The following is a 20,962-nucleotide window of genomic DNA, read 5'->3' on the forward strand; positions in this document are numbered from 1 at the left end:
ACCTAGATGTAATATTTTATGATTTCAATGATTGTGGCGATGGCCGATAACGGCGCCATCGGCAAAGATAACGAGTTGCTTTGGCATTTGCCTAAAGACTTCCAGCACTTTAAAGCAGTAACGATGGGCAAGCCTATTCTCATGGGGCGTAAAACCTATGAATCTATTGGTAGACCGTTGCCGGGCCGAAAGAATATTGTTATTACGCGTGATGAGCGTTTTGATGCGGAAGGGGTGACGGTCGTTCACTCGATCAGCTCGGCGCTAGAAGAGGCTAAAGAATTTGACGATGTGATGGTGATTGGTGGCGCTAGTTTTTATGAACAGATGCTACCTAGGGTGGATACGCTATATGTAACGGTGGTGCGGCAACACTTTGATGCCGACGCCTTTTTTCCGGAGATTAATGCGGCGGAATGGCAAATAGTAGAGCAAGTGAATCATGAGCCAGATGAGAAGCACGCCTACCCATTTTCATTTATTACTTATCAACGGATTTAATAAGGTTCTAGAGAACAATCGCAATCGAGAGAAATAATTTGTTCTGAGCGGTCTAGTTTGATCGCGCTCAACTGGCCGCCCCACAGGCAACCACTATCTAAGCAAAAGGTATTGTTTTTCTTATTTAAACCCAGCGTTGACCAGTGGCCAAAGATTATCTTGTCATTCACTGTTTTCCGACCGCTGACCTCAAACCAAGGTGTTAATTTATCTAATTGCGCACTGGGAGATTTTTTTTCGTTGAGTTCCAGTTCGCCATGTTGATTGTAGAAGCGTAACCGTGTGAAGCAATTAATGATAAAACGGAGGCGATCGTTGCCTGATAAATTATCATGCCATTGAGCCGGTTCATTGCCATACATGTCGGCTAAGAAAGCATCAAATTGATTGCCTTTAAAAACAGCCTCTAACTCTTTTGCGTATTGTTTAGCGTCGTTGAGCGTCCACTGGGGAGGCAGCCCTGCGTGAACCATCGTGTAACCCAGTGTTTTATCTTCGTGCAAGAAGGCTTGGGAACGAACCCAGTCGATGAGTGTGTCAGCGTCATCGGCTTCTAGAATGTCTAGAAAAGTATCGCTACGGTGCGGTTTTTTGTGACCACGAGCCGACGCTAGAAAATGGCATTCATGGTTGCCGAGGATGCTACGTGCGCTGTCGCCCAGCGAGATGATGAAACGTAAGGTCTCTAACGATTTAGGGCCGCGATTGATTAGGTCGCCTGCAAACCATAATTGGTCCTCGTTAGGGTCGAAATTAATTTTATCTAAGAGTCGACGGAGAGGATCATAACAACCCTGTACATCCCCTATGGCGTAGGTTGTCATCTGGTTCTACTTTAATGCAGCGTTCTGGGGATGGATAAAGAGAACGGTGGAATCGTTGCGCTAAATTTTTCGCCGTCCGAGTCGAGTAAGTCATAACTGCCTTGCATGGCACCGACCGAGGTTTCAATCACAGCACCACTGGTGTATTGAAAAGACTCACCCGGCTGTAGATGTGGTTTCTCGCCGACGACGCCTTCACCATGCACTTCTTGTACTTTTCCGTTGGCATCGGTGATGATCCAATGACGGCTCAGCAGCTGAGCTTCAATGTTGCCTGTGTTCTTTATGGTAATGGAATAAGCAAAGACGTATCGCGCCGCTTCTGGTTCTGACGAAGAAGCGATGTAAGCGGTGTCTACATCGATTTGGATGTCTTGAAGTTTTTGTTCACTCATAAGTTTATTTCAGGGTAATTTTTCTTTCTGGTCAGTAGAAAGCTAAGCCGTAGCGATAAGTACGTCTTTAACTTTAATTATAAACGGCATCTGAAGTAAGATGGTCTCAAGCGATATTATCAAGGAAAAGGTGATTTGAGAGTACATATTTTAGGTGTTTGTGGCACCTTTATGGGTGGGCTTGCTGTAATGGCGAAGCGGATGGGCCATACAGTCACTGGATCTGATGCGGGTGTTTATCCACCGATGAGTACACAGCTTGAAGCAGAAGGCATTGAGTTAATGCAAGGTTACAGCGCAGATAATCTTGCGATAAAACCGGACATCGTTGTGATTGGTAATGCATTATCACGGGGTAATGTAGAAGTCGAGGCGGTGTTGAATTTAGACCTGCCGTATACGTCGGGTGCGCAATGGTTGGCTGAGCACGTGCTGCAAGGTCGTTGGGTGTTGGCCGTGGCGGGCACTCATGGGAAAACCACGACGAGCTCAATGTTGGCCTGGATCTTGGAGTATGCGGGCTTACACCCAGGTTTTCTAATCGGCGGGGTACCCTTAAATTTTGGTATTTCGGCTCGATTGGGTGAATCTGATTATTTTGTTATTGAGGCGGACGAGTACGATACGGCCTTTTTTGATAAGCGTTCAAAATTCGTCCATTACCGTCCAAAAACCTGCGTTTTAAATAATCTTGAGTTTGATCATGCTGATATTTTTGAGGACCTTGATGCGATAAAACGCCAATTTCACCATTTAGTTAGAACAGTGCCGAGTAATGGCTTATTGCTGTCACCTGCCAATGATAGCAATTTAGATGAAGTAGTCGACTTGGGTTGTTGGACAGCGGTTGAACAATTTTCTGCAGAGGCCTCCGCTGACGCGTTGTGGCTTGCCGATAATATAAGCGCAGGTGAAAGTGAGTTTGATGTGTACTATCAGCGAGACAAAGTGGGGCGAGTGGCTTGGTCATTAAGTGGCCGACATAATGTCTCAAATGCTTTGGCTGCACTGGCTTCGGCTAATCATGTTGGGGTGAAACCTGCGATAGCGATAGAGGCCTTAGCAGCCTTTCAAAACGTTAAGCGTCGTATGGAAATTCGAGCGGTTATCAATAACATTACTTTATATGACGACTTTGCTCACCATCCAACGGCCATTGCGAGTACCTTGGCCGGCTTGCGGGGCAAGGTGGGTGAGCGGCGAATTATTGCTGTATTAGAACCGCGATCAAACACCATGAAGATGGGCGTGCATAAAGAGACGCTATTGCCCTCGTTGGTGGATGCGGATCAGGCGTTTATTTACCTGCCGGATGAAATAAGCTGGCGGATGGATGTAGAGGCCCATGCAAATACTCGAGTATTTAAAAGCATGGATACGTTGATTAATGCGATCATATTAGAAGTGAAAGAAAATGATCAGGTGCTATTTATGAGTAATGGTGGTTTTGGTGGTATTCATCAGACGGTTGAAGAGTTGCTGAGTCAGTAAGCTTAACGATGCGTATCCCAACAGAAAATGTCCCTATCTTTCCCTTGTCTACAGTGCTTTTTCCTGAGGGGGTGTTGTCGTTAAGAATATTCGAAACACGTTATTTAGATATGGTGAGCAGTTGTTTAAAGCAAGACGTGCCTTTTGGTGTTTGCATGATTGCCAATGGCCATGAAGTGGGTGGCGCTGCAAGGTGTTATCAAATAGGCACTCTGGCAAAGATTGTTAATTGGGAGCAATCTAAAGGTGATGTGTTACAGATTGAGGTGCTGGGTTGTCAGCGGTTCAAAATATTAGACAGTAAGGTTTCTAGCCAAGACTTAATAACAGCGACCATCAAAATAATGGATGAAAAGCCAGTGGTGCCTGTGCCGAATGAGTTGTTCAAATTAACGGGCATGTTGGAAACTGTGCTTAAGAAGCAAGCAATTAATATCTCGCCGGATGCGGAGCAACTCAACAATGCAAATTGGGTGGGTTGCCGTTTAACAGAGGTGCTACCAATGGAAGGAGTTATCCGCCAACGTTTATTGGAAATTGATGACCCCGTTGAAAGGTTGCATATGATTTTAGGGCTGTTTACAAATAGGTGATTTCAATGCCTTGCTTGCCTTGAAGATTTGGTTTTTTCTGCTATATTTTTTTTTCGAAGAAAAAGTTGCTTACTAAATAATAATTTTAAAATGCATGTGAAAAGAAAGAGCTGTGCTGAGATAAGGTATGTCATAGCCTTAATACTTGTTTTGTGTGCTGCTTGTGGCCAAGCTGCCAGCAGTAATAATATTTTGCTGACGGTAGGTGAGGTTAAAGAAATCATGAGCCGACAAGAGGTTACGCTGGTTGATGCCCGCCCTTTTATAGCGTTTAAACGGGGGCATATTCAAGGTGCAGTTTCGATGCCGACAGATGAAACATTCACCAAAAAGGGGCGTTCGGATTTAGTAGCCTCTCTTCCTGAAATGCGTGACCTTATGAATCATGCAGGGGTGACGCAACAATCCCAAATTATTGTTTATGGCGGCAGAAACTTCTTGGATATTTCAAGGCTGTTCTGGGTGCTGGAGACGTTTGGTGTTAAAAAGGTTGCCATCATGAATAGTTCTTTTTCAGAGTGGAAAAAACTAGGCTACCCAACCGAAAAAGGTGAGCTGGCTACCAAGAAAACAGATGTTTACCCAACCTTAAAAGAAGAAAAACTTGCAACGATGTTAATGGTGTTTGCAGCAATCACCAAGGAAAGTGAAGGGTTAGTTGATGCGAGAAGTGAGCAAGAGTACAGCGGGCAGCAGTCTCAAACGGCAGTGTTTGGACATATCCCTTCAGCGATTAATATTCCGTGGGCTAGCAACCTAACAAAAAACTATTCCAGCTTTAGGCCTATTGACGAGCTGAAAGAGCTTTATAAAGGCGTCATTACGAATCAAATGAATACAGTTTATTGCAACCAAGGTAAAGAGTCGGCGGTTAATTACGTTGCGTTGCGTGTGTTGGGTGCAAACGTACGTGCTTATGATGGCTCTTGGTTTGAGTGGAGTCAGCAATCGGGTTTACCGATAGCTCCTGCTGAATAATTAAGTGAAGCTAGGCTGCTGAATATTATGAAATTTTCCTACTTATCTGTTAGACACCAATTTATTGTATTGATGATGGTGCTGGCGTCTGCGCTGATCATTCTGTATTCGGCTTTTACTTATCAGAATGAAAAGCTAGAGTATACGGAGGACTCCTCTAATGAATTAAAGACAATTAGCCGCGTGTTAGAAAGTGATTATGCGGCATTGATTTTAATGGGGTTACCGAGCTCGAGTGTAGAGCTGATGCGTAAATGGAAGCTATTTGCAATGATTGAGCACGCAGATCTGGTCAATGCTTTAGGTGAACCCATTCTGCATTATTCAAAGACCGAGGGGACGCATTTTGATATTCACGTAGAAGAAGCGAATCAAATTAAAGTGGTAGACGATTTGTTTTTATATAAACATATCGTTATGTTTCAGGGCGAAGCGGTTGGTGTCGTTAGTTATGCTATTTCGAATAAAAATTATGAGGTCTTACTCGACGAATTAACTAGGATGATCCTGATATCTATTCCAGTCGCATTTGCTTTTGCAATACTGCTGTCAATTTGGTTGCAAGGTATTTTTGTTTTGCCATTGCAACGTTTAATGACAACCATTAAAGGAATTACGGAAGATCAGGGATATTCAAAGAAGGTGGTGGTAGATAAGGCGGATAAAAGTGATTTTGCAGTGCTAGGTAGGCATTTCAACGCCTTGTTACAGCAGATGCACAAAACATTAGAAGACGTTGAGAAATCAAAGGATCATGCTCAAAAGTTGGCTTATTACGATGAGCTGACAGGGTTGCCAAATAGGCGGTTGTTCACAGAACACATGGAGCATATGCTTGATATTGCTAAAAGAGAAGCTCAGTACGGCGCGTTATTGTTCATTGATTTGGATAATTTTAAAACGCTTAATGACTCGCGTGGGCATGCAGCTGGAGATGAGCTGTTAAAGCAAGTAGCCGATAGTTTGAAGCAGGTGTTTCGCGCAGCCGATACGATAGCTCGCTTGGGTGGTGATGAGTTTGTGATTTTATCAGGGCACCTTGAGGATTCGGAGGAGTCTGTGATCAATCAGGTGCATTCTTTGATGTTGAAACTGCGGCATGTTCTGAGTGAGAAATTCATTGTACAAGGAGAGTCGTATCATTTGACGGCGAGCGTGGGCATTACGACGTTTCCGAGTATGGCACATAATTCAGCAGAGTTAATGAAACAGGCTGATACGGCTATGTATTGTGCAAAAGAGGCCGGACGAGATGGTTATCGTTTTTATCAGCAAGAAATGCAGGTCGTAGCGGATGCCAGGTTGCAAATGGAAACAGATTTGCGGTTTGCTTTAAGTGAAGGTGAGCTTGAGTTGTTTTACCAACCACAAGTGGATGAGTTTGGCAGGATACTTGGTGCAGAAGCGTTATTACGCTGGTTCAAGAAGGGCGGCGGCATGGTTTCTCCCGCCGAGTTTATACCTGTTGCGGAGTCAACTGGCTTGATCTTGCCGATTGGTGAGTGGGTCATCAAAGAAAGCTTTATGCAGTTAAAAAACTGGGGGGAAGCAGGCGTTGACTCAGGTTTTAGGTTGTCAATTAATATAAGTCCGTTTCAATTTCATCAAGATAATTTTGTTGGAAATATCAAAGAGTTGCTTACAGAGACGGGGGTGTTGGCAAGTAACGTGACGTTAGAGGTTACGGAAGGTATTACGATTGCGGATATACAATCAACGATTGATAAAATGAAAGTGTTAACTGCCTTGGGTTTCAAAATTTCAATGGATGATTTTGGTACGGGGTATTCATCATTAACTTATTTGAAAAAATTGCCACTTAGTGAGCTGAAAGTTGACCAGTCATTTGTCCGTGACTTGCACGTGGATCAGTCAGATGCGGAAATTGCTGCGACGATAATTGCGATGGCAAAGAATTTAAATTTAGAGGTGGTGGCAGAAGGGGTTGAGAAAGAGAGTCAACTGGTGTTTTTAAGCCGTCATGGTTGTTTGGTGTTCCAAGGATACTATTTTCATAAGCCGATGCGCGCAGCTAATTTGACTGAATTATTGTTTGGACACTTAGTTATTTTGTGAGGACTTTTCACGACTCTTCTTTAGTAGCTTAACTAGCAGAATAATAGCGACAAGAATAGCAAGCCCAATTGGCCATTGTTCTAACAGAGAGACGGGTACGATTGAGATGGCGCTGCCAAATAATATACCAGGGAATAAATAGGCGGGCGCCCATAACATTGAGGCGATTAAATTAATGGGGATGTACTGTTTGAGCGGCATGTCCAAAATGCCGGCAACCAACGGGATTACTGCTCGAATGGGACCTATAAAGCGTCCGATTAAAATACTGAAAATACCGTATTTTTCAAAAAAAAGATGCCCCTTAGTGAGTACTTCGGGATGCTTTTTAAACCACCCAACAGTATATATTTTTTCTTTGTAATGCCGACCTAAGAAAAAGCTCAAGCCATCACCAAGCGAGGCTCCTGCGGCAGCCCATATGATGCTGCTAGACATATCGAGCGTACCATTGCTGATCAGCGTGCCGATGGCGAACATGATGGCAACGCCGGGAACAACAACGCCAATAATAGCGAGCGACTCGATCATTGCGACCAAGAAAATAATCGCGCCGGACCAAAGCGGGTAGTCAACGACCCATTGGGTAATTAAGTTGAGGAAGTCAGCAAACATTAACGTTGGTGTTATTTATTTTGATTGCGCATAAAATCTGCGGTATTGAAAAAGGCCTGCATTAATTCATCGTGCATGGGTTTTTCAATGTTCATTTTATTCAATGCGGTATCCATGCAGTGTAACCACTGATCGCGCTCTTTTGTGCCAACAGAAAAGGGTAAGTGACGTGCGCGTAAACGTGGGTGGCCGAATTTCTCAATATATAAAGAAGGGCCTCCAAGCCAGCCGCTTAAAAAGAGATAGAGTTTGTCTTCGGCTTCGCTAAGGTCTGGTGCATGCATGTCGCGTATTGTTTTTACCTCAGTAGTGCTGTCCATCGCTTCGTAAAAATAGTTAACCAGTTGGCGCACACCGACTTCACCGCCTAGCTTCTCATATTGGGTGAGTTTGTATGTTTGCCCCGGTTTGATGGTTTCGATCATGCTAAGTTATCAAACGCTACTTTAGCGGCAGCGAGTGTGTCGTTAATGTCTTGTTCGGTATGAGCGGCGGATACAAAGCCGGCCTCAAAGGCAGACGGTGCGAGGTAAATGCCCTGCTCAAGCATCAGGTGGAAGAACTTCTTGAAACGCTCTTGATCACACTGCATGACTTGTTCAAACCGGCTGACGTTGCTGTCATTTGAGAAAAACAGGCCGAACATAGCGCCTACCTGATTGGTGGAAAATGGAATACCCGCTTCTTTAGCGAGTTCTGTTAGGCCGTCGAGTAATTGGCTTGTGCGCGCTGTGAGTTTTTCATAAAACCCTGGCTCACTAACCAGCTCTAATGTTTTTAAACCGGCGGACATGGCGAGCGGATTGCCAGAAAGGGTGCCAGCTTGATAGACAGCGCCATTGGGTGCTAGATGAGCCATGATATCTTCGCGACCGCCAAAAGCGCCGACAGGCATGCCGCCGCCAATGACTTTTCCTAGAGTGGTCAAATCTGGCTTAACGCCGTAGACTTGCTGTGCACCACCAAGCGCGACCCGAAAACCACTCATGACTTCGTCAAAAATTAAGACGATGCCATATTGGTCGCATAGTTCTCTTAAGCACTCGAGGAACCCTGCTTCAGGAGGAATGCAGTTCATATTCCCAGCAACAGGTTCAACGATAATGCAGGCAATACCATCACCTTTTTCTTTTAAGGCTTTCGTTATTGCATCGGCATCGTTAAAGGGTAGGGTGAGCGTATGGTCAGCCAGTGCGGCGGGCACGCCAGGGGAGCTTGGAACACCAAATGTCAGTGCGCCTGAGCCTGCTTTGACGAGTAATGAGTCGGAGTGGCCGTGATAGCAGCCTTCAAACTTAATGATGTTGTCACGGCCGGTAAAGCCGCGTGCTAAGCGAATGGCACTCATAGTGGCTTCGGTGCCTGAGCTAACCATACGCACTTTTTCAATAGACGGTACTAGCTGACAAACCATTTCGGCCATGCTGGTTTCGATTAACGTGGGTGCGCCAAAGCTAAGACCTTTTTCGGCGGCTTCTTTAACAGCGTTAACAACGTCTGGGTGGGTATGCCCTAGGACCATTGGGCCCCATGAGCCTACATAGTCAATATATCGCTTATTATTGGTGTCTACAATGTATGCGCCATGTGCGTGGTCAATAAAAATAGGATCGCCACCAACACCATTAAAAGCGCGAACGGGTGAGTTAACACCGCCTGGAATGAATTTTTGTGCTTGGCTGAAAAGTGAAGAATTGCTCATAATAATATTAAGGTTGTCTGGAATTGAGGAACATTATAAGCAATAAAGCCTAATAGCCTATAAAAAGCGATGTTTAGCCCACGAACTCGCTGCCATAGGCGGCGTTAAATTTAGCTAGCAGAAATGACAATCCCACGACTGATAAAGTCATTGAGAATGGTTAAGCCGCCGTCAATAATCACACTGGGGTCGGGGTGCTGCAGGTCGTCAGCTAGTTTAGACAGTATTAGCTCAGTCGTTCGCTCCGTGTTGTCTGTTAAAGCGACAAGTAATGCATGGGTGATTGGCGTGATTTCTAGAAAAGAGGCTCTATTATCGGCATTTCGGTAAACAACGAGATAGGTCGGTTGTTTAGGTGCCTCAGTAGGCAAATTCTCTGGAGATATAGTATGCACCGGGTAGCTATAGGCCAGTGCTAATGCTGTGGAGCTAACCGTTAGAGCTTGAGTTAAAGGGGTTGTGATGGGCGTGGTTTGCTTCTCATCTTCAGCGATTGAAACGACTAGCTCAACCCATTCATAGTGGGCCAGTTCAAGGAGAAATGGGAAGTCACTACTGGCGTTAGGGTTGTTTAAGCGTTCGGTCTGTAAATATTGGATAAACTCTTGTGGAATCTCGGAGAAATACGGGCTGTGGCTCGAATGCTGAGAATAAAAATCTCGACACATTTCTTCCCAGCGTTGTTCAGAAGAAATTTCTTTTAATACAGGAAATCCATCACTCAGTACATTTGAAATATTAGTGAAGAGAAGGTCGCGGTATATATTTATACGCCGTTCTTCTATATCCGTTGGTCTTGGCGATTTTTTAGGATCGCGAATGTACTGGGTGAATTCGTGCTGGGTTTGGATAAAAGAAGGGAGCTTATCCTGTTGCATGTTTTTGCGTAGAGGCATGATGTGATTGAGCTTGATGAATAAGGTCAACCTCTTCGAGTAGGTCGGCCAGAGGTGGAATATTAAAATCACGTTCTAATAATGTAGGGAGTACACCGAAATGTTCGTAGGCTGTGTCCAGTAACTGCCATACGGGGTCAATGACCTTAGCGCCATGAGAATCAATAATAATGTCTTCAGCTTCGTTATAGTGCCCGGCGATATGTGCATAGCTTATGCGGTCACCAGGGAGTTGCTTTAAAAATTCTTCGGCGTTGTACTTATGGTTCACGCTGTTCACGTAAATATTGTTAATGTCGAGGAGGAGTTTGCAATCCGCTTTTTTGATAACGGCATTAATGAAATCTATTTCTTCCATTTCTTTGCCCGGCGCGGCGTAGTACGAAGCGTTTTCTATTGCGATCTGCTCACCCATAATATCTTGTACTTGGATGATTCTATTGGCCACGTAATCAACGGCTTCTTCGGTAAACGGGATGGGCATTAGGTCATACATATGGCCTCCATCACTGCAGTACGTTAGGTGTTCAGTATAAATTTTGAGTTGGTGGCGTTTTTGAAACGCGCTGACCTCACGTATAAACTCGATATCTAATGGGTCTGGGCTACCAATACTGAGGGATAAGCCGTGCGAGACAAAGGGGAATTGTTCTGTTAATGCACGTAATTTTTTGCCGTAGCTGCCGCCAATACGAATCCAGTTTTCTGGCACGATTTCATAGAAATCAACACTGCTGGGTGGCCGCTCAGATAGCGGGCCAATAAAGGCCCGCCTTAATCCGAGACCGGCACCATGAACGGGAAAGGTGCTAGTCATTTTTTATACCGGGTTACTTGGCTTCGCCACACTTGCCTTCACCACATTTACCTTCACCGCATTTGCCTTCTTTAGCTTTTTCAGCTTTAGCTGCAGCTTTTTCAGCGCCACACTTGCCTTCACCGCACTTGCCTTCTTTAGCTTTTTTCGCTGCTTTGTTTGCGCCACATTTGCCTTCACCGCATTTGCCTTCTTTGGCTTTTGCCGCTGCTTTATTTGCGCCACACTTACCTTCGCCGCATTTGCCTTCAGCAAGAACCATATAACCCGTTTCAAGCTCAGTTGCGCCAAATGGGCTAACCTCTGCACTTACTGCTGGCGCAAAAGCCATTGAGGTTACAAATGCTGCGCCTAAAGCGGCAACTAATGGTTTTTTTGTAGAGTTTTTCATAAGAGAATCCTTTTATTTTTAATAGTAGTTAAACTGTAAATCCAGTGCATCTTGCACAAAGTTCCGACAAGAGGCGACCGGTTCACTATATGCGATTTAATAGACCATGCAAAGTTAAAAAAACTTACAAGTCGGTTAAGGTTTTTGTGCAAGGTTAGTCTAAAGCGGCAGGGTGAACCTAATATGAATTAATCACTGGTTTTTTTATTAAACTCACACAAGTCTTCAATCACGCATGAGCCACAGCGCGGTTTGCGAGCAATACAGGTGTATCGGCCATGTAGAATTAATAGATGGTGTGCATCAAGTTTGAACGAGGTCGGTACGTGTTTCTCTAGCTGGCGCTCAACCTCTAATACGTTTTTTCCACGGGCAATTTTGGTGCGATTACTCACTCTGAAAATATGTGTGTCGACAGCGATGGTAGGTACACCGAAAGCTGTATTTAAAACGACATTTGCCGTTTTTCGCCCAACGCCAGGTAATGCTTCGAGTTCTTCGCGTGTTTTGGGAACGACACTAGCGTGCTTTTCCATCAAAATTTTACAGGTCTTGATGATGTTGCTACCTTTGGTGTTAAACAGTCCAATAGTCTTTATATACGCTTTGAGGCCAGCTTCACCAAGGTTAAAAATGGCCTCGGGTGTGTTCGCTACTGGATAAAGTTTGTCGGTCGCTTTATTGACGCCTTTATCGGTTGCTTGTGCGGATAGAATGACGGCAATTAGAAGTTCAAAAGGTGACGAGTAATTGAGCTCTGTTTCTGGTTCTGGGATGGCTTTATTGAGTCGTTCAAAGATTTCAAGGCGTTTGACTTTATTCATGTGTAAATAGGGTTAGTTCTCTATGGTCCACTCTTTATTGTTCAAGACAGCGCTAACTTGGCCTACTTGCTGAACATTAAGAGTAATGGTTTTTTTCAATTGTTCATTTGAAAAAGGAGTGTGTTGGTCATATGCCCATGTGTAATTGATGATGGCATGTGATGGGTCAATCATTTCAATAGATTGGATTTCTTGAATGCTTTGAGTGACAGCAATGACTCTTGCGTTACGTAATACTTCGTCGCCCCAAGGGCTGCCGACTAAGAGCTGTTTTCCTTGGCTGGTGAATGTCAGATAGCTTCCTGAGCGGCCTGATTTTTTACAAGTCACAACGCCTAACTCGACAAGGTTTTTTTTATCAGCGCAATCCCACCCGTTGGCATTTTTGCCGCGTGCATTTGGGTTGTTGGTGACGAGGCTAATGGTATATCCCGAGGTTTGGCTGGGCGTTAGTAACTCTAGAGCAAGTTTATTATCAAGCACGGGAGCTTTGTGACAAGCAACAAGCATTAAAACACCGATTAAAACAAGCGATGCTTTAGAGAGATGGTTTAACATGTCCATGTTCATTGGGCGCTACCTTGAGTAGGTTTGATTGTTAAGTTATTAGGTTACCAGATGATTGATTGGTCGGAAATAGAAACTGTACTATTGGATATGGATGGCACGCTGTTGGATTTGAGGTTCGATAACCATTTCTGGCAACGTGTTGTGCCTGAATATTTTGCGAGCAGGGAAAATATTTCATTTGACGATGCAGTAAAGCACTTAGAGCCTATTTTTAAAGCGCAAGAAGGCTTGTTGAATTGGTATTGTTTAGACTATTGGAGTGAGGAATTAGGGCTTGATATTGCCCAGTTGAAAGTCGAAACGCAGGAGTTTATAAAAGAGCTGCCGCATACACGTGATTTCTTAAAAGCGCTAAAAGTGTCTGGCAAGCGGTGTGTGTTAGTGACGAATGCACACGCCGATAGTTTGAGCATAAAAATGCAGAAGACGGGCTTAGTGGAATTCTTTGACGCGATAGTATCGGCACATGACTTTGGATACCCCAAGGAGCAACAAAGTTTTTGGCAGGCGTTTCATCAACTGGAACAATTTGATAAATCCAAGACGGTGATGGTGGATGATAGTTTAAGTGTTCTTAAAGCCGCTGATATTTTCGGTATTAAATATATAGTGGCGATAACAAAACCTGACAGCAGCGAACCACCGCGTATAGTGCATGACTTTACGGCGGTTGAACACTTAGGTGAAATTAAGCCCTAGTAGCGGCATTATTTTCGTTTATGTGAGTGAGGCTTTTGGTTTGCTCGCGGTTTTGAGTTGCGTTTATTAGTAGCCGGTTTGTAGGCCCTTTTTATGGCCGGTTTTATGTCAGGCAGTGATGCGCCATCAATATTTTCGAAAGGGATTTTATGTGAGATATAGGCTTCAATATCAGGTAATGAATAGGCGTATGTTTCACAAGCAAAACTAATGGCTTTACCACTTGCGCCGGAACGCGCTGTTCTACCAATTCGATGTACATAATCTTCAGCGTCTTGAGGCAAATCAAAATTAAACACATGGCTAACGGCAGGAATATGTAAGCCGCGCGCCGCTACATCGGTGGCGATTAATAAGGGCAGTTTGCCCTCTTGAAAGCGATTAAGAATCGCTTGGCGTTTCTTTTGAGGTACGTCCCCTGACAAAACAGCGTTATCAAAATCATTGCCTTCTAAATAACGGTTCAATCGGTCTGCATTGTGCTTTGTGTTGATGAAAATGATTCCCCTTTCAGGCTTTTCATTGGTAAGTATTTGAATAAGCAGAGGGATTTTTTCATCATCAGCTGGGTAATAAATGGATTCGACAACTTGCTTAGCGGTGATTTGTTCTGGCTCGATACGCACCATTTCGGGATTGTTCATGTGCTCATAAGCCAGCTCAGTGACTTTGAAGGAGAGTGTTGCGGAAAAGAGCAGGTTAAGGCGTTTCTCAGGCTGGGGGAGTCTGCGCAATAAGTACCTAATATCATTTATAAAACCGAGGTCAAACATCCTGTCGGCTTCATCCAGTACGAGCACGTCTGCGTTTCTTAAGTTAAAAACTTTCTGTTTAAAAAAATCGATCGTTCTTCCTGGAGTGCCTATTAAAATATCAACGCCGTCTTCAATAGTCTTACGCTGCTTTTCATAATCGGTGCCACCGTATGCTAGGCCAACTTTAATGTCGGTGTGCTTGCCGATGATTTTTGCATCATTAGCAATTTGGATGGCCAGCTCTCGTGTTGGGGCAAGAATCAGTGCGCGCACGCCTGATTTATTATCCGCGGCCTTTTTACTTAAGAGCGTATGGTAAGTGGCCAGTAAAAAAGCAATGGTTTTCCCTGTGCCCGTTTGAGCTTGGCCTGCTACGTCTTTACCCGTCAAACTAATCGGTAACGTTTGTTCTTGAATTGGCGTACATTTTATAAAGTTAGCTTCATCTAATCCTTTTATAAGGGATGCGGCTAAGCCAAGTGATGAAAATTTGGTGTCGGTTAAATGAGTTTCAGACATGGGTTTAGTAGTTTTGAATGCGCTAAGGCAAATGAAAGGGAAGTTAGTTAGGGCTCAATTATTCATGATAAGCTATGCAGCTGATATCGTACTCTATTATGATGTAACGATGCGTAGTATTAACCGAACGGAGATAAATAGTGAGTGAAAATGTAGTTCATACCACCGACGATAGTTTCGAACAGGACGTATTAGCGTCTGATCAACCAGTTTTAGTCGATTTTTGGGCTGAATGGTGTGGTCCTTGTAAAATGGTGGCACCCATTCTTGATGAAATTGCGGATGAATATGCCGGCAAGCTGAAAGTGGTAAAGTTGGATATCGATTCAAACCCAGCCATGCCAAGACGTTTTGGTGTCCGAGGAATCCCAACATTGATGGTATACAAAGCGGGTGAAGTTGAAGCTACTAAAGTAGGTGCAGTGACTAAATCACAATTAGCAGCGTTTATAGATAGCAACATATAAAACATATCGCCTTCGTTGTAACGTTAAATGAACCAAAAAAGCCTTTGGTTTGACGAAGCTCACCCTCTGAGTGGATAAAGGTGGACGAAGGCATTTTTTAATGCTACCTTTGCGATCAAGTAATAATTCCTGAGCACGCGTGTTGCCGTGCAAAAGACCAATAAATCTATTTAAAATATTCTCTGTGCTAATTGTGCACGTTTATACCTTCTTTTATTCCAACAAAAACATATGAACCTAACTGAACTGAAGCGCAAACCCGCAGCTGAAATCCTTGAAATTGCGAAAGAACTCGGCGTTGATAACACCGGGCGATCATTAAAACAAACCACTGTATTCCAAATCCTTAAAAAAGTAGCTAAAAGAGGCGATGACGTTTATGGCGATGGAGTTCTTGAAGTGTTGTCGGATGGGTTTGGTTTCTTACGTTCTGCAGACGGCTCGTATTTAGCGGGGCCCGATGATATATATGTCTCACCGAGTCAGATCCGTCGATTTGGCTTAAGGACTGGCGATAACATTTCAGGCAAAATTCGCCCCCCTAAAGACAGTGAGCGTTATTTTGCATTATTAAAAGTCGATAAGCTTAATTACGAAAAGCCCGAGCACGTAAAAAATAAAATTGCGTTTAAGGATTTAACACCTATTTTTCCAAATCAGCGTTTAACTCTTGAAATAGGGAATGGTACGACCGAAGATTTAACGTCTCGCGTGATTGATTTGGTGTCGCCGATTGGTAAAGGCCAGCGTGGCCTAATTGTGTCGCCACCTAAAGCGGGTAAAACAATGATTCTGCAAAATTTGGCGCATTCTATTGCGGCCAATAACCCAGATAGTCATTTGATTGTTTTGTTGATTGATGAGCGGCCTGAAGAGGTGACAGAAATGTCGCGCACGGTTAAGGGTGAAGTGATTTCAAGTACCTTTGATGAGCCAGCGTCTCGACACGTCCAAGTGGCTGAAATGGTGATCGAAAAAGCTAAACGAATGGTTGAGCACAAAATGGATGTCATCATCTTGCTCGATTCTATTACTCGTTTGGGTCGTGCTTATAATACGGTTGCGCCGTCCTCCGGTAAGATTTTAACGGGTGGTGTGGATGCCAATGCGCTTGAACGCCCAAAACGTTTCTTTGGCGCAGCGCGTAATATTGAAGAAGGCGGCAGTTTAACCATTATCGCAACAGCACTGGTTGAAACGGGCTCTCGAATGGATGATGTGATTTACGAAGAGTTTAAAGGCACGGGTAATATGGAGCTGCATCTAGAGCGTAAAATTGCCGAGAAGCGCGTTTACCCAGCGATCAATGTCAACCGTTCTGGCACTCGTCGTGAAGAATATATTGTGGACGCGGATATCTTGCAAAAAACATGGATATTGCGAAAAATTCTTAACCCAATGGATGAAATGGGCGCGATTGAATTCTTATTAGAACGCTTTAAGAAAACGAAAACTAATGGTGAATTCTTTGATTCGATGAAACGCTAGTAACAGCGTTAACTAGAACATAAAAAAAGAGCTTCTATATAGAAGCTCTTTTTTTTGCAGCGGTGTTTTATTATTTACAGCGATGGGGCATGAGCTTCATGCTTCGTTTTCACGTGAAATGGCACGGTGGCCAATATCGGTGCGAAAATATACATTATCCCAATAAATAGCGCCGACAGTTTCATAGGCTTTTATCTGCGCGTCTTCTACGCTATTGCCTAATGCGCAAGCGCACAATACACGACCGCCATTGGTGGTGGTATTGCCATCTTGTGCTTTAGTGCCAGCATGGAATGTTTTTGCATCGGCTGTTTCAGCTGGAATGCCGCTAATGATATCGCCTTTGTTGTAGTCGAAAGGGTAACCACCTGCGGCTAATACAACACCTACGGCAGTACGAGAATCCCACTGTGCATTAATGCTATCGAGTTTGTTATCAATCGCGGCGTTGCATAATTCCGTTAAGTCGCTGTTTAAGCGCATCATGATGGGCTGTGTTTCTGGGTCACCAAAACGGCAATTATATTCCAGCACTTTAGGGATGCCTTGTGAGTCAATCATCACGCCGGCATATAAAAAACCTGAGTAGGGGATGCCGTCCTTAATCATGCCATCCAAAGTCGGCTGAATGATGGTATCCATAATGGTTTGGTGCATTTGAGCAGTGACAACAGGCGCTGGAGAATAAGCACCCATACCGCCGGTATTAGGGCCGGTGTCGCCATTGTCACGTGCTTTATGGTCTTGCGATGAGGCCATTGGCAAGGCTTGACTGCCGTTAGCAATGACAATAAAGCTGGCTTCTTCACCAACTAAAAATTCTTCAATAACAACACGGTGTCCCGCTTCGCCAAAGGCATTTCCTGCCAACATATCTTGTACGGAGTCGATAGCTTCTTGTTCTGTTTGAGCAAGAATAACGCCTTTGCCAGCAGCTAAACCATCCGCTTTTACAACAATAGGCGCGCCTTTTAAACGAATGTAATCGCAAGCTGCTTCGATCTCAGTGAAGCTTTGGTATTCAGCCGTAGGAATGTTATGACGAGCTAAAAAGTCTTTGCAATACGCTTTTGAGCCTTCAAGTTGAGCGGCCAATTGTGTGGGGCCAAAGCAGCGTAAGTTATTTGCGTTAAATTGGTCAACAATGCCGGCAACCAATGGCGCTTCAGGGCCAATGATAGTGAGCTCAATATTTTTCTTTTTAGCAAACGCCAATAAGCCTTCGATATCTTCGGCAGAGATGTCGATGTTTTCGATGCCGAGTTCTTGTTCTGTTCCAGCATTGCCTGGGGCAACGTAAACAAGATCAACCTGTGCTGATTGTTTGGCTTTCCAAGCAAGCGCGTGTTCGCGTCCGCCACCACCTACAATTAATACTTTCATTACGTTGTCCTTTTAGTGTCTAAAGTGACGCATGGCGGTAAAGACCATGGCAATGTCGTGTTCATCGGCGGCCTGAATCACTTCTTCATCACGCATGGAGCCGCCCGGTTGGATAACGGCGCGAATACCGGCTGCGGCGGCATTATCTAGCCCGTCCCTGAATGGGAAGAAAGCGTCGGATGCCATCACAGAACCGGTCACTTCAAGGCCTGCTTGCTCGGCTTTAATGCCGGCGATTCTTGCTGAATTAACGCGGCTCATTTGGCCAGCGCCAACGCCAATGGTCATGTTATTTTTACCGTAAATAATGGCGTTAGATTTAACAAATTTAGCGACTTGCCATGTGAACAGCAAATCTTGCATTTCTTGTTCGGTCGGTTGGCGTTTAGTAACAACCGTTAAATCAGAATAAATTTCGTTATCAATGGTTTGTACGAGTAAGCCGCCGTTAACGCGTTTAAAGTCATGACGAGCAGGCGTGCTGTTTTCCCATGTGCCGCTATCGAGTAGGCGAAGGTTCTTTTTATTGGCAATAACGGCAAGGGCGTCGTCGTTGATGCCTGGTGCGATAATCACTTCAACGAACTGGCGTTCGGTAATCGCTTCGGCTGTTTCGAGGTCTAATGGGCGGTTAAAGGCGATAATACCGCCAAATGCAGACTCAGGGTCTGTTTGATAGGCGCGGTTATAGGCCTCTAAAATATTGTCGCCTAAGGCAACGCCACAAGGGTTTGCGTGTTTAACAATCACGCAAGCAGGTGCGTGATCAAACTGTTTAACGCATTCTAAAGCGGCATCCGTATCAGCAATGTTGTTGTAGGACAGCTCTTTACCTTGGTGTTGAACAGCAGAAGAAATTGTGCCTGATGGCGTTGACTCTTCGGTGAAAAAAGCGGCTTGTTGATGTGGGTTCTCACCGTAACGCATGACTTGCTTCTGTTTAAATTGCAGGTTGATGGTACGGGAGAAAGCGGCTTTTTCACCATTTTCTTGGATGCTACCTAGGTAGTTGGCAATAGCGCCGTCATATTGAGCTGTATGCTCAAAGGTTTTAACGGCAAAGTTAAAGCGTTTTGCGTCATCAACACCGCCTGTTGCCTTTATAGCGTCGATCGTTTGTTGGTAATCATTTGGGTCAACAATAATGGTGACGTCCTTGTGATTTTTTGCTGCGGCTCTAATCATTGTTGGACCGCCAATATCAATATTTTCAATGGCCGTGGCAAGGTCGCAATCAGGGTTGGCGACGGTTTGTTGGAACGGGTATAAATTAACAACAACCAAGTCGATGGGGTTGATGTCGTTGTCTTGCATAACAGCTTGGTCAATATCGCGACGACCTAAAATGCCGCCGTGTACCTTAGGGTGTAATGTCTTGACGCGACCGTCCATCATCTCTGGGAAGCCGGTGTAATCGCTAATCTCAATCACAGGTATGTTGTTCTCTTGCAGTAACTTGGCAGTACCACCGGTTGAAATAATTTCAACGTCTAACTCGTTAAGTTGCTGGCAAAACTCAATAATGCCGGATTTATCGGAAACGCTGACGAGGGCGCGGGTGATTTTGTTGCTCATGTGTTGACCTGTTTCTAAGATTTGCTGAGGCCAAATTGGCCTGCTGGGAAACAGGGTATTCTATAGAAAATCGCGTTTTTTTGCTGAGATTTTTGGCGGCGTAAATTATTAAGACGCAGAGTTAAATATCGAGTTCGTAACCGGCTAGTTTTTTTCTGAGTGTGCCACGGCTTAAACCAAGCATTTTGGCCGCTTTGGATTGGTTGGATTTTGTATGGTTAAGAACCGCCTCAAGTAAGGGCTTTTCAACTTCACTGATGACTAAAGCGTGTAGGTTTACTACGTCCTGTCCGTCAAGTTGAGCGAAGTAGTTCTCTAAGGCCTGAGTTACTTGCTGACATAGCGGTTGTTTTTGGTTATCTAAACTCATGCTGCCCGGTGTGTTGTTTTTGTAAGTGCATGAAAAATTTTATCCATAAAAGCTAATTGTTGTTGAGGTTCTTGCAACGAAAAACTTTCTTTAACAAGAGGCAATAGCGATGCGTCCAACTGTTTAAAGTACCAAGCAATGTGTTTTCTAGCAATTCTGACACCCATAATATCACCATAAAACTGATGAAGCTGAATAATATGTTGGGTAATAATGTGTTTTACTTCATCAGTGCTCGGTGCGGCTAAGGTTTCGCCGGTCTTGAGAAAGTGGTCGATTTCTCTAAAAATCCACGGGCGCCCCTGAGCCCCTCGGCCAATTAATAGTCCGTCGGCATTGGTGTGATTCAAGACCTCTAGCGCCCTTTGAGGTGTGGTAATGTCGCCATTGGCAAACACAGGGATGCCAATAGATTTTTTGACGAGCTTAATGGTATCGAACTCGGCGTTTCCGTTGTATTTACAGGCTCGGGTTCGGCCATGAATGGCGAGAGCTTGGATGCCGGCTTGTTCGGCGATTTTAGCAATCGTTGGCGCATTTCTGCTGAGTGGGTCCCAGCCGGTTCTTATTTTTAGCGTTACAGGGATATTGACCGCACGCACCACGGCTTCCAAAATTTCTTTAACCAGTGGCTCATCTCTCAGTAGAGCGGACCCCGCCGCGACGTTGCATACTTTTTTGGCCGGGCAACCCATATTGATATCAATAATTTGGGCGCCGTTGGCTTGATTGAATGCTGCGGCCTCGGCCATTTGTTCAGGGCTTGTGCCAACTATTTGTACTGAACGAGGTTCGTCTTCACCGGTGTGGTCTAGCTTTAATAATGTGCGTCTGTGTTTCCGTAATGCGGGGTTAGAAGCCGTCATTTCGGAAACAGCTAGGCCAGCCCCTAATTCACGACAGATTTGACGAAAAGGACGGTCGGTAATGCCTGCCATGGGAGACAAAATCAAATTATTGCTTAATGTGTAAGGGCCGATTTTCATAGTGGTTGGGATAGTTTAGATAACCAGTGTCTCTGTTGTGCCACGGT

Annotated in this window: 23 protein-coding genes; 8 read left to right on the plus strand and 15 right to left on the minus strand. The window is 44.5% G+C overall.

Annotation, left to right across the window (positions count from 1 at the left end; genetic code table 11):
* The first annotated feature begins 18 nt into the window (after positions 1-18).
* A complete protein-coding gene (locus AB1Y31_00545) occupies positions 19-501 on the plus strand; it encodes a dihydrofolate reductase (GenBank protein ID MEW4981653.1) in 483 nt (160 codons plus the stop codon).
* On the opposite strand, the gene AB1Y31_00550 is transcribed toward AB1Y31_00545, so the two are convergent.
* Both AB1Y31_00550 and apaG read right to left on the minus strand, forming a co-directional pair.
* On the minus strand, positions 498-1,325 hold the full coding sequence (locus AB1Y31_00550) for a symmetrical bis(5'-nucleosyl)-tetraphosphatase (GenBank protein ID MEW4981654.1): 828 nt from the start codon (positions 1,323-1,325) through the stop codon (positions 498-500). The two genes, AB1Y31_00545 and AB1Y31_00550, sit on opposite strands and share 4 nt — an antisense overlap.
* An 11-nt stretch (positions 1,326-1,336) precedes the next feature.
* Complete coding sequence (gene apaG / locus AB1Y31_00555) at positions 1,337-1,720, minus strand: Co2+/Mg2+ efflux protein ApaG (GenBank protein MEW4981655.1); 384 nt, start codon at positions 1,718-1,720, stop codon at positions 1,337-1,339.
* Positions 1,721-1,855: 135 nt separating this feature from the next.
* Here apaG and mpl point away from each other — a divergent pair, with 135 nt between their 5' ends.
* From mpl to AB1Y31_00575, 4 genes are all read left to right on the plus strand, one after another.
* Positions 1,856-3,211, plus strand: a complete 1,356-nt coding sequence (gene mpl / locus AB1Y31_00560; protein ID MEW4981656.1) for a UDP-N-acetylmuramate:L-alanyl-gamma-D-glutamyl-meso-diaminopimelate ligase — start codon at positions 1,856-1,858, stop codon at positions 3,209-3,211.
* A gap of 8 nt (positions 3,212-3,219) precedes the next feature.
* Complete coding sequence (locus AB1Y31_00565; protein ID MEW4981657.1) at positions 3,220-3,804, plus strand: LON peptidase substrate-binding domain-containing protein; 585 nt, start codon at positions 3,220-3,222, stop codon at positions 3,802-3,804.
* Between the two features lie 90 nt (positions 3,805-3,894).
* Positions 3,895-4,782, plus strand: a complete 888-nt coding sequence (locus AB1Y31_00570) for a rhodanese-like domain-containing protein (GenBank protein ID MEW4981658.1) — start codon at positions 3,895-3,897, stop codon at positions 4,780-4,782.
* A 27-nt stretch (positions 4,783-4,809) separates the two neighbouring features.
* Entirely contained in the window at positions 4,810-6,858 is a 2,049-nt protein-coding gene (locus AB1Y31_00575; GenBank protein ID MEW4981659.1) for an EAL domain-containing protein, read from the plus strand.
* Here AB1Y31_00575 and AB1Y31_00580 read toward each other — a convergent pair.
* The 8 genes from AB1Y31_00580 to AB1Y31_00615 form a co-directional block, all read right to left on the minus strand.
* A complete protein-coding gene (locus AB1Y31_00580; protein MEW4981660.1) occupies positions 6,844-7,473 on the minus strand; it encodes a DedA family protein in 630 nt (209 codons plus the stop codon). The genes AB1Y31_00575 and AB1Y31_00580 overlap by 15 nt on opposite strands.
* 11 nt (positions 7,474-7,484) lie before the next feature.
* The gene (locus AB1Y31_00585; protein MEW4981661.1) at positions 7,485-7,898 is read right to left on the minus strand and encodes a group II truncated hemoglobin; all 414 of its coding nucleotides are present in this window, start codon (positions 7,896-7,898) and stop codon (positions 7,485-7,487) included.
* On the minus strand, positions 7,895-9,175 hold the full coding sequence (gene hemL, locus AB1Y31_00590) for a glutamate-1-semialdehyde 2,1-aminomutase (protein ID MEW4981662.1): 1,281 nt from the start codon (positions 9,173-9,175) through the stop codon (positions 7,895-7,897). The genes AB1Y31_00585 and hemL overlap by 4 nt, the downstream gene beginning before the upstream one ends.
* Positions 9,176-9,285: 110 nt before the next feature.
* Complete coding sequence (locus AB1Y31_00595) at positions 9,286-10,053, minus strand: putative DNA-binding domain-containing protein (protein MEW4981663.1); 768 nt, start codon at positions 10,051-10,053, stop codon at positions 9,286-9,288.
* Positions 10,040-10,888 (minus strand): DUF692 domain-containing protein, encoded by an 849-nt coding sequence (locus tag AB1Y31_00600; protein MEW4981664.1) that lies wholly within the window; start codon positions 10,886-10,888, stop codon positions 10,040-10,042. Before AB1Y31_00600 ends, AB1Y31_00595 begins: the two co-directional genes overlap by 14 nt.
* Before the next feature lie 13 nt (positions 10,889-10,901).
* Complete coding sequence (locus tag AB1Y31_00605) at positions 10,902-11,279, minus strand: hypothetical protein (GenBank protein MEW4981665.1); 378 nt, start codon at positions 11,277-11,279, stop codon at positions 10,902-10,904.
* A 188-nt stretch (positions 11,280-11,467) separates the two neighbouring features.
* Positions 11,468-12,103, minus strand: coding sequence for an endonuclease III (gene nth, locus AB1Y31_00610; protein ID MEW4981666.1), 636 nt, complete (start codon positions 12,101-12,103; stop codon positions 11,468-11,470).
* Between the two features lie 12 nt (positions 12,104-12,115).
* Positions 12,116-12,673, minus strand: coding sequence for a hypothetical protein (locus AB1Y31_00615; GenBank protein MEW4981667.1), 558 nt, complete (start codon positions 12,671-12,673; stop codon positions 12,116-12,118).
* Between the two features lie 48 nt (positions 12,674-12,721).
* Between AB1Y31_00615 and yrfG the strand changes: the two genes are divergently transcribed.
* Positions 12,722-13,372 carry a GMP/IMP nucleotidase gene (yrfG, locus tag AB1Y31_00620; GenBank protein ID MEW4981668.1) on the plus strand — a complete coding sequence of 217 codons (651 nt, stop codon included), beginning with the start codon at positions 12,722-12,724 and terminating at the stop codon, positions 13,370-13,372.
* 8 nt (positions 13,373-13,380) lie between these two features.
* Here the strand turns inward: yrfG and rhlB are convergent, their stop codons facing one another.
* The gene (rhlB, locus tag AB1Y31_00625; protein MEW4981669.1) at positions 13,381-14,646 is read right to left on the minus strand and encodes an ATP-dependent RNA helicase RhlB; all 1,266 of its coding nucleotides are present in this window, start codon (positions 14,644-14,646) and stop codon (positions 13,381-13,383) included.
* Positions 14,647-14,783: 137 nt separating this feature from the next.
* Between rhlB and trxA the strand changes: the two genes are divergently transcribed.
* Both trxA and rho read left to right on the plus strand, forming a co-directional pair.
* Positions 14,784-15,113 (plus strand): thioredoxin TrxA, encoded by a 330-nt coding sequence (trxA, locus tag AB1Y31_00630; protein ID MEW4981670.1) that lies wholly within the window; start codon positions 14,784-14,786, stop codon positions 15,111-15,113.
* A gap of 231 nt (positions 15,114-15,344) precedes the next feature.
* Positions 15,345-16,601, plus strand: coding sequence for a transcription termination factor Rho (rho, locus tag AB1Y31_00635; protein ID MEW4981671.1), 1,257 nt, complete (start codon positions 15,345-15,347; stop codon positions 16,599-16,601).
* 96 nt (positions 16,602-16,697) lie between these two features.
* On the opposite strand, the gene purD is transcribed toward rho, so the two are convergent.
* The 4 genes from purD to dusB all read right to left on the minus strand — a co-directional run bounded on the left by purD (position 16,698) and on the right by dusB (position 20,915).
* The gene (gene purD / locus AB1Y31_00640) at positions 16,698-17,984 is read right to left on the minus strand and encodes a phosphoribosylamine--glycine ligase (protein ID MEW4981672.1); all 1,287 of its coding nucleotides are present in this window, start codon (positions 17,982-17,984) and stop codon (positions 16,698-16,700) included.
* Positions 17,985-17,996: 12 nt separating this feature from the next.
* A complete protein-coding gene (gene purH, locus AB1Y31_00645) occupies positions 17,997-19,559 on the minus strand; it encodes a bifunctional phosphoribosylaminoimidazolecarboxamide formyltransferase/IMP cyclohydrolase (GenBank protein MEW4981673.1) in 1,563 nt (520 codons plus the stop codon).
* Positions 19,560-19,680: 121 nt separating this feature from the next.
* Positions 19,681-19,929 (minus strand): DNA-binding transcriptional regulator Fis, encoded by a 249-nt coding sequence (fis, locus tag AB1Y31_00650; GenBank protein ID MEW4981674.1) that lies wholly within the window; start codon positions 19,927-19,929, stop codon positions 19,681-19,683.
* Positions 19,926-20,915, minus strand: a complete 990-nt coding sequence (gene dusB, locus AB1Y31_00655; GenBank protein MEW4981675.1) for a tRNA dihydrouridine synthase DusB — start codon at positions 20,913-20,915, stop codon at positions 19,926-19,928. Before dusB ends, fis begins: the two co-directional genes overlap by 4 nt.
* Positions 20,916-20,962: the final 47 nt, after the last annotated feature.

The sequence above is a fragment of the Cycloclasticus sp. genome, assembly GCA_040743155.1.
Classification (GTDB): domain Bacteria; phylum Pseudomonadota; class Gammaproteobacteria; order Methylococcales; family Cycloclasticaceae; genus Cycloclasticus.